Source organism: Pseudomonas sp. B21-056 (genome assembly GCF_026016325.1).
In the GTDB taxonomy this organism is placed as follows: Bacteria; Pseudomonadota; Gammaproteobacteria; order Pseudomonadales; family Pseudomonadaceae; genus Aquipseudomonas.
In genome coordinates this window covers 339,227-353,652 of sequence record NZ_CP087203.1, presented here as the reverse complement: position 1 = coordinate 353,652, position 14,426 = coordinate 339,227, and the positions used below count along the sequence as shown (strand labels likewise).

17 protein-coding genes are annotated in these 14,426 nt (G+C 57.0%); 4 read left to right on the top strand and 13 right to left on the bottom strand.

All coding sequences use genetic code 11. The features are described 5' to 3' along the window. Window positions 1–26 precede the first annotated feature (26 nt). From LOY67_RS01550 to LOY67_RS01540, 3 genes are all read right to left on the bottom strand, one after another. Entirely contained in the window at window positions 27–1,001 is a 975-nt protein-coding gene (locus LOY67_RS01550) for an alpha/beta fold hydrolase (protein ID WP_265065640.1), read from the bottom strand. A 186-nt stretch (window positions 1,002–1,187) separates the two neighbouring features. After that, on the bottom strand, window positions 1,188–1,502 hold the full coding sequence (locus tag LOY67_RS01545) for a type II toxin-antitoxin system YafQ family toxin (RefSeq protein WP_265065639.1): 315 nt from the start codon (window positions 1,500–1,502) through the stop codon (window positions 1,188–1,190). Next, the gene (locus tag LOY67_RS01540; RefSeq protein ID WP_265065638.1) at window positions 1,468–1,758 is read right to left on the bottom strand and encodes a type II toxin-antitoxin system RelB/DinJ family antitoxin; all 291 of its coding nucleotides are present in this window, start codon (window positions 1,756–1,758) and stop codon (window positions 1,468–1,470) included. The genes LOY67_RS01545 and LOY67_RS01540 overlap by 35 nt, the downstream gene beginning before the upstream one ends. 460 nt (window positions 1,759–2,218) lie before the next feature. On the opposite strand from LOY67_RS01540, the gene LOY67_RS01535 reads away from it, so the two are divergent. The 3 genes from LOY67_RS01535 to LOY67_RS01525 all read left to right on the top strand — a co-directional run bounded on the left by LOY67_RS01535 (window position 2,219) and on the right by LOY67_RS01525 (window position 5,656). After that, on the top strand, window positions 2,219–2,497 hold the full coding sequence (locus LOY67_RS01535; RefSeq protein ID WP_265065637.1) for a DUF3077 domain-containing protein: 279 nt from the start codon (window positions 2,219–2,221) through the stop codon (window positions 2,495–2,497). A 234-nt stretch (window positions 2,498–2,731) separates the two neighbouring features. Further along, on the top strand, window positions 2,732–4,339 hold the full coding sequence (locus LOY67_RS01530; RefSeq protein ID WP_265065636.1) for a methyl-accepting chemotaxis protein: 1,608 nt from the start codon (window positions 2,732–2,734) through the stop codon (window positions 4,337–4,339). A gap of 159 nt (window positions 4,340–4,498) precedes the next feature. Further along, window positions 4,499–5,656 carry an ATP-binding protein gene (locus LOY67_RS01525; protein WP_265065635.1) on the top strand — a complete coding sequence of 386 codons (1,158 nt, stop codon included), beginning with the start codon at window positions 4,499–4,501 and terminating at the stop codon, window positions 5,654–5,656. Window positions 5,657–5,689: 33 nt separating this feature from the next. Here LOY67_RS01525 and LOY67_RS01520 read toward each other — a convergent pair whose 3' ends face one another. After that, window positions 5,690–6,367, bottom strand: a complete 678-nt coding sequence (locus LOY67_RS01520; RefSeq protein WP_265065634.1) for an RES family NAD+ phosphorylase — start codon at window positions 6,365–6,367, stop codon at window positions 5,690–5,692. Then, a complete protein-coding gene (locus LOY67_RS01515) occupies window positions 6,367–6,777 on the bottom strand; it encodes an MbcA/ParS/Xre antitoxin family protein (protein WP_265065633.1) in 411 nt (136 codons plus the stop codon). The genes LOY67_RS01520 and LOY67_RS01515 overlap by 1 nt, the downstream gene beginning before the upstream one ends. Before the next feature lie 959 nt (window positions 6,778–7,736). On the opposite strand from LOY67_RS01515, the gene LOY67_RS01510 reads away from it, so the two are divergent. Beyond that, window positions 7,737–8,663 (top strand): LysR family transcriptional regulator, encoded by a 927-nt coding sequence (locus LOY67_RS01510; protein WP_265065632.1) that lies wholly within the window; start codon window positions 7,737–7,739, stop codon window positions 8,661–8,663. Here LOY67_RS01510 and LOY67_RS01505 read toward each other — a convergent pair. From LOY67_RS01505 to aguB, 8 genes are all read right to left on the bottom strand, one after another. After that, window positions 8,580–8,897 carry an AzlD domain-containing protein gene (locus tag LOY67_RS01505; protein ID WP_265065631.1) on the bottom strand — a complete coding sequence of 106 codons (318 nt, stop codon included), beginning with the start codon at window positions 8,895–8,897 and terminating at the stop codon, window positions 8,580–8,582. The two genes, LOY67_RS01510 and LOY67_RS01505, sit on opposite strands and share 84 nt — an antisense overlap. After that, window positions 8,876–9,589, bottom strand: a complete 714-nt coding sequence (locus LOY67_RS01500; RefSeq protein ID WP_041023453.1) for an AzlC family ABC transporter permease — start codon at window positions 9,587–9,589, stop codon at window positions 8,876–8,878. Before LOY67_RS01500 ends, LOY67_RS01505 begins: the two co-directional genes overlap by 22 nt. Beyond that, the gene (locus tag LOY67_RS01495) at window positions 9,586–10,023 is read right to left on the bottom strand and encodes a GNAT family N-acetyltransferase (protein ID WP_265065630.1); all 438 of its coding nucleotides are present in this window, start codon (window positions 10,021–10,023) and stop codon (window positions 9,586–9,588) included. Before LOY67_RS01495 ends, LOY67_RS01500 begins: the two co-directional genes overlap by 4 nt. Window positions 10,024–10,036: 13 nt before the next feature. Then, complete coding sequence (locus tag LOY67_RS01490) at window positions 10,037–10,783, bottom strand: 2OG-Fe dioxygenase family protein (protein ID WP_265065629.1); 747 nt, start codon at window positions 10,781–10,783, stop codon at window positions 10,037–10,039. Window positions 10,784–10,978: 195 nt separating this feature from the next. After that, complete coding sequence (locus LOY67_RS01485; RefSeq protein ID WP_265065628.1) at window positions 10,979–11,650, bottom strand: DsbA family protein; 672 nt, start codon at window positions 11,648–11,650, stop codon at window positions 10,979–10,981. Window positions 11,651–11,940: 290 nt separating this feature from the next. Further along, window positions 11,941–12,135 (bottom strand): hypothetical protein, encoded by a 195-nt coding sequence (locus LOY67_RS01480; RefSeq protein ID WP_265067679.1) that lies wholly within the window; start codon window positions 12,133–12,135, stop codon window positions 11,941–11,943. A gap of 250 nt (window positions 12,136–12,385) precedes the next feature. Continuing rightward, window positions 12,386–13,492: an agmatine deiminase gene (aguA, locus tag LOY67_RS01475; RefSeq protein ID WP_265065627.1), complete on the bottom strand. Its 1,107-nt coding sequence runs from the start codon at window positions 13,490–13,492 to the stop codon at window positions 12,386–12,388. Between the two features lie 3 nt (window positions 13,493–13,495). Beyond that, a complete protein-coding gene (gene aguB, locus LOY67_RS01470) occupies window positions 13,496–14,374 on the bottom strand; it encodes an N-carbamoylputrescine amidase (protein WP_265065626.1) in 879 nt (292 codons plus the stop codon). Window positions 14,375–14,426 lie beyond the last annotated feature (52 nt).

Sequence of the window (14,426 nt, the reverse complement as noted above, 5' to 3'; positions counted from 1 at the left end):
CCACACAGGGGCTTCGTTGACACTCGTTATTGATTATTTTGCAGAAAATCCAGAATCGCCTGAGTGGTAGCCTGCGTTTTCTCTTCCAATACCCAATGCCCTGTATTCTGCAATATCAATGAGTGTGGCTGGGCGCTGATATGGCTTACCTGCCCGGCCAACGTCTTGCCTCTTGAGTGATCTCCGCCGATGGTGAGAACTGGAACGGCCAGTTTGTTCTGGGCAAACGCCTGGTTGTCATTTGCATCGCTTTCCACCCAGGCTGAATACAGTTTGAATGCCGCTTCCATACGTCCAGGCCGGGAGTAATCCATTACCAGCGCGGCGCGCACCTCATCATCAACTTTGGGATTTCCCTTGAATACAAACTCGTCAAAAAACATGTCCAGATAATTTTTTTCCTGCCCTCGAATCATTTTCAGAGCTGTTTCGCCGAAGAAGCGAAAATGCCATTTACTGGCAACACCATTTGCTGGATTGCCGTTATAAGGAATTTCCCACCCTGGGATTCCCGGAATGAACCCATCCATTAAGATGAGGTGTTTGGTTTCCTGTGGATATTGCGCCCCATAGGCATAGGCGACGATCAGCCCCATGTCGTGACCGATGATATCCACTCGCTCCAGCTTCAGAACGGCGACCAATTCATGGAGGTCGCGTGCCATGTTCTTTTTATCGTATCCCCCCTTGGAAACATCCGTCTCCCCGGCGCCACGATAGTCTGGAACGATGGGCGTATAGCCCGCCCGCAGAAGCCTTCCCATGAGCGGCTGCCAATTTCGCCAGCTTCCTGGAAATCCGTGAATCAGCAGAACCGGCCTTTCACCATTGCCACTTACCAGGTAGTGCATGCGAATACCGTTTACATTCGCGTACTCACTTCTGAATGTCGCACCGTCAACGACGATATGACTGTTCGCCATAGATGGCATGCTTGCGTCTGACTGGCCGGATAGTGCGGATAAAGCCAAGGAAATGACTGAAAGAATAAGCTTGCTCATTCTGACCACCTTACTTGGGCCAGACGATCCGGAGCGTTACTCCGCACCTTGATTCCCGAAACTAAACAGGCAGATCAAACGTTAGCGACGGGGTCTGAAAAAAACGCCTTCAGGTACTAGCGTGCGTGGCTTCTTGATCAGACGACACTGTCAGGAATGACAGTTCCGATAAACGGCGTGAGGGTGTTATTCAAACAACTCGGCATGGCTACCCAAGTCTACAAATGTAATCAGGTCAGTTCGCGCACTCTCATAGATCATCAGGAAGTCACCTCCGATATGACACTCTCTGAAGCCATTCCAATTCCCTGTTAAAGCATGGTCACGATATTGTGCTGGTAGCTGTTCACCCAAGAACAGTATCACCATCACCGCGCGAACCTCATTCATGTCCCGTCGTCCGGCGCGCTTGTAGCGCTCCCAGGACTTTTTGAACTCTGGCGTCTGCGCGCATTGCTTCGGCAGGTCAGCGCGCTTTAGCTTTTTCTCCGGCTTCGCCATCGGCCCCCCCTAGCATTTCATCAACAGAGTCGAATTGGCGACGAATTTCACGCGCCTGTGCCATGGCACGGGCGGTTTTTTCGGAAGGGATACGAACCTCGAAAGGCAGCCCTTGCGTAGTCACTACCTGACGGAGAAAAAGACGCATAGCCTCGCTGAGACTCAGGCCACAGGCATTCAACACAGCAGTGGCACGCTCCTTCAAATCCTCATCGATGCGGCAACGCACATCAGTGGTTTTAAGTAGTGCAGTCATGATTTCACTCCTATAACAAAATGTAGCTACGTTGTAGCCACGCAAAAAGTATGGGTCACCCTGACAAATTTGATCAAGCGTTTTTTGCCATGAGATGTAAACGAATCCGCATGTTGGATTCAGAGAAGTGGATAACCCCAGTCATTCCCTACCATGAACTGACCCTGCCAGCACCGCGCCACGATTGCAGCCAATCCCATCGGCCGCTACTCTTCGACGGTCGCTGCAAATTCAGCGACCGGGCGTAGGAACCCGAAGTAATCAAGGCGCGACAGCAGCGCCCCGCGTATGATTGCAGGCGCTTTTTTTGTGTCTGCAATCATGCGTTATGGTGGCTGTGCGCGGGACACCTTCGGGTGTGCCGGGTACCTTGATTCCCGGTTTTCCTACCCTGCGCATGGCCGCCACCCAATCCCGTAGGAAAGGACGGTAGCGGCTCTCACAGTCAAGGAGCCAGACTATGCCAAACCCGCTGAACCTAAAAACCCCTGGTCTAACCCCCTTCTCCTTCCACTCCGACCGCCCACTCTTCCGCATCGCCAGCGGTGTCCCCATTGGCGAAGCACTGTCCCACGCCTCCGATCTGCTCCACGTTGCCAAACTGCTGGCCGAAGACGCGGCAATGATCCGCAGCACCGACCGCTATGCCTGGGCGTCGTGTTACTTGCAGGATATGAGCAAGGCAGTGATTGATGATGTGGTGAAAGTGCTGGAAGCGCCGGGAAATCATCCGGTTTAGTTACCACGTAGCCCAATGCTGCTCAACAGCATTGGGCTGGTCTGCGCTTCGGCATCCGGCCGAACCGGGGCCGCTTTGCAGCCCAGCGGGAGCAAGCTCCCTCGCCACGAAAGCGCTTTGCAGCATTCATATATTTTGTTTCTGGCCGATACCTCAAATAACAGCCCCGCCCCAAGGCCCCGCTGGCGCTCGACTACACTTTCCCAGAAATCCCCGCTCCAGGAGCAGCCAACAATGAAGATCCGTACCAAGATCATAGCTTCGGGGTTGGTCAGTCTTTTCTTTGCTCTTTTGCTCGGCGGTATCGGGTTGTGGGGCTATCACTCCATGACCGAGTCCCTGGTAGAGAACGAGACCAGCATTTCCGCCATGCGCAAGCACATGGAGGCGGACATGATGCACGATGCCATTCGGGCCGATGTGTTGGCCGCGTTGCTGGTGTCGCCGGGGGATGCCCAGGGCGCCAAGGAGGTACTGGAGGCTTTTGACGAGCATTCGCAACGGATGCGCAAAGTGATTGCGGAGAACGCCGAAGCGAAGTTGCCGGGAGAAGTCGCCAAGGCCATCGTCGAATTGAAACCACAAGCCGATACCTACATCGATAAAGCCAAGCAGGTGATTGGCAAGGTGCTCGGTGGTGCAAAGGATATGCAAGCGCTGCGGACTGAGTTCAACGCTGCGTTTTCTGCATTGGAGGAACGCAATGAGGCCGTGAGCGAGCTGATCGAGAACCAGGCCCAGGCTTCTCGCGAGAATCAGGATGACAGCATCCAGTCTTCGGGACGCTGGTTGGTCGTGACCTTACTGGCCACCTGCGTGGCACTGATCCTGTTGTCCTGGAGCCTGCTCAAGGCTGTGCTCACCCCGTTGAATAAAATCATCCTCAATACCCAGGCGATTTCCCAAGGCGATTTGCAACGGTCCATGGGGGCGCACGGCAAGGATGAGCTGGGCCAGTTGCAGAGCGTCATTGAACAGATGCAAGCCAACCTGCGGCAGATGATCGCCACGATCCGCAGTCAGAGTGACGAACTGCACGGCACCTCCCGTACCTTGGGCGACACCGCCCGACAAATCGTCTCCAGCGCCGACCAACAGGCCCAGAGCGCGACCAGCATGGCGGCGAGCATGGAGCAGATGATGGCGAACATCAGCCAGATCCATCAGCACGCCGACAGCGCGCGGACGATTTCGGCGCAGTCCGAACAACTGGCGAGCAGCGGCGGGCAAGTGATTCTCGGGGTGGTGGAAGGCATGAGCCGCATCGCCGAGGTGGTCAATCAGTCCTCCACGAAGATTACGGCGCTGGACGCCTCGTCCGAAGACATTCACTCCATCATCCAGGTGATCAAGAGCATCGCCGAGCAAACCAACCTGCTGGCGCTCAACGCCGCCATCGAGGCCGCTCGCGCCGGGGAGGCAGGTCGGGGCTTTGCCGTGGTCGCCGATGAAGTGCGCAACCTGGCGGCGCGTACCACCCAGTCCACCCAGGAAATCACCGCGATGATCGAACGCATCCAGACCAGCGCCCGGGATGCCGTGTCGAACATGCAGGCGTGCGTCAGCCGCGTGGACGAAGGGGTGAACCTGGCCCAGCAGGCCGGGGTGTCCATCAGCGAAATCCGCACCGGCGCCCGTCATGCCGCCGAAGTAGTGGAGGAAATTTCCCAGACGATTGCCGAACAATCGAAGGCCAGTGATGAGATGGCTCAGCGGGTGGAGTCGATTGCCGCCCAGTCAAGAGAAAACACACTTTCTATTCACCACCTGCAGCAAACCGCCAACCAATTGAACACTGCGGCAGGGTCGATGCAGTCTTCGGTGCAGCAGTTCAAGATCTAGCTCTGCGGTGAGGATATTTATAACTCAGGGCTGCATCAGCAGCCCTTTTTGCTTCCCGCTGATAACAACCCTCAGGTCTCGCTTTCAATTGCAGAAAAATCTTATGCTAAATTATGGATTAACAATAATTATGGCTAATCCATAAAATGGAATAATCGCATGAGCAGCATTTTTCAGCGCCCGGAACTGGCTGAAAGCATGGCAAATCAGCTTCTCAATCCGGGAGTCCTAGATGAAGGTTTGCGCTCAGGCTTGTTTCTATCCGGGCTGCGCAGAACCGGTAAAACCACATTCCTGCGGAGCGATCTGATTCCTGCTCTAGAAAAAGAAGGCGCGCTGGTTATTTACGTGGATCTGTGGAGCGATACCCTCGCCAACCCAGCCACGTTGCTGCAGGACGCTATCCGTAAAACCCTGCAGCAATTGCAAACACCCACGTCTAGCCTGCTTAAGAAGCTCAAGCGCGCCAGCGGCGTTGATATCGGCGCGGCAGGTTTCAAGTTCGGGTTCAAACTCGAGAGTATCGGTGACATCGGAGGCACGACCCTTGCCCAGGCGTTGACCGAAGTTGTCGATCAGGCCCGGACTGATCTGGTGCTGATTGTTGACGAGGTGCAACATGCCGCCGTCTCGGAGGACGGTAATCAGATGTTGCTTGCGCTGAAAGCTGTACGCGATGCGATCAACCCACGACCCAACACGCCGGGATATTTTCTATTTATAGGCACCGGTTCCCATCGAGCCCAGGTCAGCGAGCTCACCGCAAAACGTAATCAAGCATTTTCTGGAGCGACTTCCACACCCTACCCCGTCCTGAAAGCCGATTATGTGGAATACCTTCTGAACCGCCTGGCGAATACCGTTAGCCGACATAAACTGCCCTCGCTGGAAATCGCCACTGAAGCCTTCAATACGCTTGGCAATCGTCCAGAAGAAATGCTCAAGGCGCTTCGCCAGGTACTGCAGCAAGACGGAAATCCAGATCTGTTCTTGCCTGTCATTGCCAGCACTCTACGCTCTGCGGCGGCAAATATAGAACTGGAAAAAGTTGAACAGCTGGGCAGTTTGGCTCAGGCCATTTTCAAAAAAATCGCTTCGACAGAAGGAGATGCTCGCGGCATTTTTTCCGCTGATGCTGCAGCGGAATACTCAAAATTCGTAGGTCGCGACGTCCGTATCGAAGAGATTCAACCCGTGGTGATTGCGCTGGTGGCAGAGAACATCATCATGCGCCGCGGACATGGGATCTATGCGATTACCGATCCGTTCGTTCAAGAGATTTGGCGGGAAGAGCAAGCGTTGATTGACGCGAGTTGATCCAGCGCTATCGAATCAACACCTGCGCTCAGCTCACACCCGACTCACCTCAAACACAAACGAAATCTCCCGTTTCTGGGCACTCCAGACATACCGGATGTGCTTGCCCTGCACCGGAATCGAAACCGCCGGCGGGCGAAATGCGGCGACACATTCGTGGCCGGGCAGGCGGACGCTGTTGTAGAGCAGGCCCCAGGATAATGTTTCTCGCAGTTGCCGGGCGAATACCTGGGACGGTCCGTAGGCGGTGGGATCAGGGTCGTGGAGGTGGGGGTAATCGTGGCGGATGTCGTGCAGGGGCTTGATGACTTGGTTGACGTAGGTGCGCATGGTCAACTCCAGGTCCGGCTCATTGGTTGCCCCGAGAAAGCGCGCCTGGTGATAGCAGGTCTCGGCAATGGCAGCTTCCTGGCTGCTGGCGGCGTAGTAGACGCCGAAGGTGCCGTCGCTGAAACGACTGCTTTTGCCAATATGAGTGAACGCCGCCATCACCGGCGAGGAGCCTGGTCCGGAAACCCGGTCTTCAGGACGGACCCGCGACAACACGCCGGCCTCTTCCATCAATCGGTCATTGGTTAGGGCTTCCAGGGCATAGGCCGTGGGCAAGTCCTCGGGGTCGAGTACGTCCTCGAATAATGTGATCGGCGGGAAGCTGCTATTGACGATCCGATAGGCGCGCTTCCATTGCGGGTCCGTCAGCGGTGGCGTCATCAGCCGCGCACTCCGTCGAGGTAACGTCGCACATCCGCGATATCCACCACCCGCCCAACCAGCATGTAGGACAGCGCCGATTGACCGTTGAACGGCGCAGCGGCGTTGGGACTGCTGACCCATTGGTAAGCCCGGTCCCGGCTGTTGCTGAAGATGATGCTCAGCGCCTTGTGGATGCCCATGAGGTAGGAAATGCGCTCGAGGGTGTCGCGAGGCAACCTGACGTTGGCGGGTAATTGCTTGTATTTGTAGAAGGTGGTGTTTCCTATCTTGCCCAGCAGCGTGCGCTGTTGCTCGACGCTGCAGCCCCACAGCTCCATGAGGTTGAAGAAAAACTTCAACGCGATTCGACCCGCGTCCGGGGAATCCAGTTGTTGCTGTGCGTTGAGGGTGATGGAGGAAGTAGCCATGGGGTTTGGGCTCCTTTGTTACCGGGTGATGCTCAGAGAATAGTACACATATGGATATAAATTAAGTTTTAATTCGCAGACGGACAATCTAGCGCATCCATACTTTTCAAGCTTGTTACATTTCAGACATGAAGGCGTCTCGGCACGAGTTGACATAGAGCGGGCTCATGCCAGAAAAACGACCCCAAGAGCGCGAAATCGACTGCCTTCAGGTGGCAATAGTCGGCGTTAGGAACCCCGTTGATAACCTGAATATCAGCGCTCGGGTGAGACCTCTTCTCCCCCGCTTGAGGGAGCACAATATCAAGCAACTCTTCAGACAAAAGCAGCCTATGGCTGCTTTTATCATTTGGGGGCCAAGCAACACTGGTAGACCAAATGCCCATGCCCTCTCGCAGCCCAAACCCCAGAGCGACCTGCCTCAAGGCAATATCGAAATCAGCTGCACCGGGTAACTCCTGTACTGGCTCAGCAGTTGATGCGACAGCGACATCTCGAATATCGAGCAAGCCAAGGTCTTTCCAGGTTTTTTGACCAGACGCCTCCCTTACCCCGGGAAAACTCGTGCAAATGACCTTTAGCACCCACTTGCATGTTTCGTAGATGCTGGCTATTGCCACCATCCAACCGATCCAGACGTGGTGATGCTCCTCTAATGGAAGCGCCACATTTCAACCGTTCGAACCGCTGACGGGTATCAGCAGGCGTCTTTTTCTCTCCTGGGAAATTTCCGACAACGTTGCAGGCAACGCGATCAACAAGAAAAATGACACAACCCAACACACGCCAAACCAGCAAAAAACCAGAACTCCACATAAGCTCCAACCATCGCCTCCCGGAGCTTTTCGCCACAAAACCGCGACAACCGTGGCAAGCTGCACGATGATAGTCGCTGCACAGCCTGACCCGGGCCAGGTGCACAACAATAGCGAGCCCACTTAAGCAGAGGGCATTACCTCATGGATAGCAGAACCCTACGCAACCTCATGCGTATCGTGCAGACCGGCTCGTTGTCGGCGGCGGCGGAGCATTCGTGTCTCACAGTGCAAGCATTGGCGGCGCAGTTGAACAAGGTCGAGGAGCAATTCGGTTTCCGGTTGTTCCGACGTTCGAACAAGGGCCTGACGTTGACGAGCCAAGGCTCGGAACTGACGCCTTTCATGGATCAGGTGCTGGTGGCGACGCGGCAGCTCGAGGAAAAAGTCACGGCGCTCAAGAAACCCCGGCAGCGCACACTGAAGATGGCGCTCAATACCACCCTGCCGGCGGAGTTCAACCGGCGGATGATTGATCGATTGATAGCCGTCTTCCCTCAGTATCAGTTGGAATTCAGTTATGCCGAATCGATGGAGAACCTGAGCAAACTCAAGAATGAAGATTTCGACCTGGCAATCCTGATCGGGGCGCAGCAGAGCGGCTTTTCCAGCATCACGATGCCCGATGTACAGGTGCGGGTGGTCGGCGCCCATTGTGGCAATGAGGGCGATTCCCTAGGCGTGCTCGGCGACCGGTTCCAGGTACGTCCCGCAGAAGAATGCCCGTATTCCCACAGTTTCCTCCGCTTTCTCGACGCGGGGCTGAGCGACTACGGCTCAAGCCAGCGAATGGTGTACTCCTGCAGTGAAACGCTGACGTTGTCGTTGATCACTCAACTCGATGGCCTGGGGCTGGTATCCCGGGACGCGGCTCTGCGCAACGGCCTGACGATTTTCCCGGACTTCGAGGACTATCTCGAGGTACGCCTGGCGGTGAACAATCCCGAATTGTCCGGCCAGGCACTGCACGATGTGGTGGACCTGGCGCTACAGGAACGAACCGAGCGCGATATACGCCGCCGTGCCCACCGCCACACTGAGAAACAGGTTACGGCTGAAATACGCACATAACAGCGTCGGAATCGCGGCGTAGAACTCCGGGCGATCGAGTTGTATCTGCTGATCCTTGATCAACAACGGGGTGAGGCTGATGGCAGCGACAATCGCCACCGGCAGGTATTCCAGTGCACGGGCAACAAAGGGTGGCCAGTGTTCCGTGTTGACCTGCAACGGCAAGGCGCGCGGCAGGAAGGTCACGGCCATCATCAGGCCCACGACCAGGATCAGGAACGTTTGGTCAGGCATACGCCCACCCCGCAGCCAACGAACGTGGCGATGAAGACATTGAATGGCGAACTGCCCAGCAGGCTCAGCCCGCCCATACAGACAACAGCCGCCAGGGCCGCGATCAGCTTGTTACGGGTATTGCACAGCGAAACCAGCACATAGAGCATCATCGCGGTCAGGGCATAATCGAGCTGGTACTTGATCAGGTGCGCCGCGTATTGCGCACACACGGCGCCCAATAAGCCGCCGAGCACCCACGACGTATGGCAGAACAGGTTGAAGCCGATCAGATAACGCACACTCACCGGCGCCCCGCTACCCAGTTTGACGCTGTGGAAGGCGAACGACTCGTCCGTGAGCCCGGACGCGTAGCACCAACGCTCGAAACGACTGAGCCCCAGCGCACGCAGGGCCTTGGCCATGTAGACCGACATCAGCATGTGTCGCGCATTGATCAGGAATGTAGTGAGCACGATGGTGGTCAGCGAAGCCCCGCTGGAAATCAGCGCCAGCGCCGCGAACTGCGAAGCACCCGCATAGACGAACAGGCACATCGCTACCGGCAACCACAAGGGCAGCCCGGCGTTGACCGCCATCAGACCGAACACAAACGAAACCGTGAAATAACCCGCTACCACCGGACTGGCTTCGGCGAAAGTACGCGAGGCTTGTGGTTCGACCACCAGCGGCTGGCTGGAAGTCTTGCTCATAAATCCCTCTCGAAAGTGATTTCACCCCGAGGTTCGCAGAACCCCTGGGCCGCCCAGAAACGCTTGCCGGCCAGGTTAGCATCGTCGACGAACAGGAACATGCGCAACACACCGACCCGTTTCATGTCGGCGGATGCCGCTTCCACCAGGCGCTGGCCCAAGCCCCGGGTGCGATGCTCTGGACTGACCGCCAGGTGATTGATGGTGCCCCGGGTACCGAGCATGCCGCCAATCACCGCGCCCATCACGCTGCCACTGGCATCGATGGCCAGGTACGCCGTGGTGGTCTCCTGCAACAACACCCCTCGCAAGAACCGCGCATCCTGCCATTCGCAGAACGACACTTCGTCGAAACCGCGAAAAAACTGCTCCATGCGCTCGGCGTCCCTGACCATCGCTCGGCGCAACAGTACCTGCGGCTCAGGATCGTCCATGGGGACCAGCTGTTCAGCGAACAATGTCAAAAGCGGTCCCGGGCCGCGAGAAGGAGATCGCCAGGATCTGCCTGAACGCCATCTCATGACTGTGGACATTGCGAGCAGGGGTCACGTAGTGACGCATGTCGCGATCGAGGAAGAAGGTCGTATCGAGGATGTCCTCGTAGGTAGTCGCCGCCAACTGTTCTTCCTGGGCAGTGTACAACCGGCTCTCCGCGCCCGCCACATTGTGACGTCCCCAGAAGTGTACGCCGCTGAATGGATACCCGTCGCAGTGAATCCCTTCGGGGGTGATTTCAAGTTGCTTGCCCGGCTTGATCTCGATGCGGATCTGATGGATCTGGCACTGCCAGATTTCATCATGCAGTTCCTGCGGCAGGACGTTCTTGTACACCTCGAAGTCCGTGTCGATCAGGCTGCGCATCACCGGGGAATTGATCACTTCGTTGGAGAAATCCTGGAAGTGCCGCTCCAATCCACCGACGTAGCTGTTGTTGGCCTTGGACTGGATATAGGCCCGGTGTTCGAGCTGCTTGAGCTCGCGGGTCTGGGGGTTGTACTCGAAGTCGCTGTAACGGCGAAAACGCATGCCTGACTCGGCCTGGCCGTAATAGCTGTCGGGTTCCATGTTGTCCCAGCTTTTGGTCAGCCGGACAAAATCGCCGAAATGACCGTAGAGATTGAAGTCTCCACCGCGGACGTTAACGTATTTGTCACGTCGTAGCGCTTCGCCCACTTCCCTGTTCAGAACGATCATTTTTATTAGGTCTCCACTGCATTGAGCGGCCTAATCTAGTAGGTGCAGAATTTCCGTCCATGAAAAAGAATTTGAGTCACTTCAAGCCGTACTTGAAACGAAGGGTGAAGGACCATTCGTACGACTTTTTATCGGGAAAACCGACGACTTCAGCGAGGTTTCTGGCGCCAAAAGCCAAAAAAACCGAGTCTGGTTTCATGAAGAACAGCCATCCAGGCTGCAGCTTTCCAAGGTGGTGGAAACCTGCGCCGGCAGCGATTGCTTCAACCACTCGGCGAAAGCCTCGGGTTTACCGAGCCAAGGGCCGATGTCCACCCGGGTGAACAGACCATCCTGCTCCAGAGCCAGTGTCGGGAAGCCCTGGCCGCCGACCTTGGCAAGCATGGCGCGACCGGCCTTGATATGGGCTTCTACATCGACTGCTGTGAAAGCCGACTGGAACGCCTCGGATTCGAGCCCGATAGACTGGACCAGCTCCAGCAGCACCGTTTCGTCGGCAATTCTCCGGCCTTCGACGTAGTGTGCGGTTTGCAACCGCTCCAAAAGGTCCAGGCCTCGACCGCCCAACTGTTCGGCAGCGAGAATCGCCGCAGTGGGCGGCGTCGAATCGAACACCGCGCCCTCATCCCGCAGCAGGCCGTCGAAATAGGCCTCGCCAAACGGCTGCCCGGTGTACTCGGCAATCCGCCGGTCATGGGGCATCACGTAATTGCGCAATTGAGGTGAAACCGGTTGGCGGTTGGCGCCGGTCATCATGCCGCCGCCATGGACAATCACCGGTAGCACCGTCCGGGCGGCGTGCACCAGCGGCTTGGCGCCGTAGCACCAGCCGCAGAGCGGGTCGTAGATGTAATGAAGAGTGGTCATGGAGACTCCGCTGGTCATCAGGCCTGAATAACGGCAGCGTAGCCTTGAACACCTCGGGGAAAAACGTCGGAATGGCTTTCAGTTTGTTTCATGAATCGGTCAAATGCCGGACCACCTGTGGGAGCGAGCCCGCTCGCGATAGTGGTGGATCAGCAACATCGATGCTAGCTGACACGCCGCCATCGCGAGCAGGCTCGCTCCCACCCTGGTCTGCTTGAAAGCTTGTGAGCCTGGCGCACAAAAAAAGCGCTGCCATCCCGGCCAGCGCTCTTTATCAATCCGTCGAATTCTTATCCTTGCATGACATCCCACAACGCTTCCAGCTCCGCCTCGCTGAATAGCCCAGCGGGATAGCGTTCCATGATCAATCGACGCGGATCAGGCTCTCTGATCTGACGCGTTCCATTAGACTTCAACCACTGCGCCAGGGCTTGAAGCGACTCACCATTAACGGCCAAGGGATGGCATGCGCGCTCGCTTATCATATTCACTCCAGCGCCCTCTCCTGGTTGATGAGCGGCCAATTTATCCAAGGTTTATTACAAAACAACTCAGCTCCGCTCCCCGGAACCGCCGGGATGCAGATACAAGAGCTATGCCAATGTATCCGACGACGCCAATAAACAGGCGCAAAAAAGCCCGCACCCCAATCGGGCTGCGGGCTCGCTGAAATGGATCCAAAAACGCCGGCGCAGAGCCGGCGCAAACGCTCTCACTTGGCTGTTACATCGCCACTCATTTTGTGTACGGCGCCGGTTGCTGTTGAGTAAGGCAATGGATATTCCCGCCCCCCAGTAACAGTTCGCGCCCCGGAACCATGACCACTTCGTGCTGCGGGAACAGGTTCTGCAGAATCTCCCTGGCCGTGGCATCCAGCGGGTCGTCGAAGCTTGGCGCGATGATGCCGCCATTGACGATCAGGAAGTTCACGTAGGAACCGGCCAGTCGCACACTCGGGTTGCGTTCCTGAGAACCTTCCACCGCATCCACGCCGGCGCATTCCGCATCGGTGGCATACAGTGGTCCCGGAATCGGCATCTTGTGCACCATGAACGAGCGCCCCTTGGCGTCGGTGCTGTTTTGCAACACATCCATCGCCGCGTGGCAGCGCGCGTAGTTCGGATCCTGTGGATCGTCGGTCCAGGCGAGCAAGACTTCGCCGGGGCGCACGTAGCAGCAGAAGTTATCCACATGGCCGTCGGTTTCGTCGTTGAACAGGCCGTCCGGCAGCCAGATGATCTTGTCCACCGCCAATTGGGCGCTGAGTACGGCCTCGATTTCCTCGCGGCCCAAATGCGGGTTGCGGTTGCGATTGAGCAGGCATTCCTCCGTAGTGATCACGGTGCCTTCGCCATCGACGTGGATGGAACCGCCCTCGAGCACGAAACCTTCCGTGCGGTAACGCGGGCTGCGCTCGATCTCGAGGATCTTGCTGGCCACTTGCGAATCCCGATTCCACGGTGCGTACAGGCCGCCATCAAAACCGCCCCAGGCGTTGAAATCCCAGTCGACGCCGCGTACTTCGCCATGATCATTGATGACGAATGTCGGACCGGTGTCCCGGATCCAGGCGTCGTCGCTGGACATTTCCACCACGCGGATGTTCGGAACGTCGAGGCGCGACCGGGCGTTTTCATATTGAGCCGCGGACACTGCCACGGTCACCGGCTCGAAACGGGCGATGGCCTTGGCGACCGCCACGTGGGCAGCCTGCGCAGGCTTGCCGCCCAGGCGCCAGTTGTCCGGGCGCTCGGGCCAGATCATCCAGACCTGGGTCTGGGTTGCCCACTCGGCAGGCATGTGGAAACCATCCGCGCGGGGAGTGCTGTGCAACGTTGTCATGAGTCAGGACTCCAGTGAGCCGTCGAGGGTTTTGATCGCTCCGTACAGGTTCGGACGGCGATCCCGGAAAGTGCCCCAGGCACTGCGAATGCGCTCCAACTCGTCGAGATCGAAGCTGTGTACCAAAATACCTTCTTCGGTTTCGTTCAGTTCCTGGACTTTTTCACCGAACTGATTGGCGATGAATGACGAGCCGTAGAAGGTGATGTCATAGCCATCCTGTTCCTCATTGCCAATGCGGTTGCTGGCCACCAGCGGCATCAGGTTGGCGCCGGCATGGCCTTGTTGCACACACTGCCAGTGATCGCGGGACGAAATGGTCTTGTCGTGCGGTTCGCTGCCGATGGCCGTCGGATAGAACAGTATTTCCGCGCCCAGCAGCGCCATGCTGCGGGCGCATTCGGGAAACCACTGGTCCCAGCAGATGCCCACGCCGATCTTCGCATAACGGGTATTCCAGACCTTGAAGCCGGTATCACCCGGGTTGAAGTAATACTTCTCATGGTAGCCGGGACCGTCCGGGATGTGGCTCTTGCGGTACACCCCCAGGTTCCGGCCGTCGGCATCGATGATTGCAATGCTGTTGAAGCGCGCACGTCCGGCCAGCTCGAAGAAACTGATCGGCAGCACGACCTGCAGCTCTTTCGCCAGCTTCTGGAAATGCTTGATGGCTACGTTCTCTTCGACCGTGGTCGCCAGCAGCAGGTAGTCCGGGTTCGGCTTCTGGCAGAAGTACGGAGTCTCGAACAATTCCTGGATCAGAATGATCTGGGCGCCTTTGGCTGCGGCCTCGCGAACCCGATTTTCAGCGGTCTCGATGTTGGCTTCGAGGTCCCAGGAACAGGCCATCTGGGTGGCGGCAACGGTAACGATACGGCTCATGAATCATCTCCGGGCGATGTGCAGCGGATGACAAAAGAGGATAAAGGCGGGC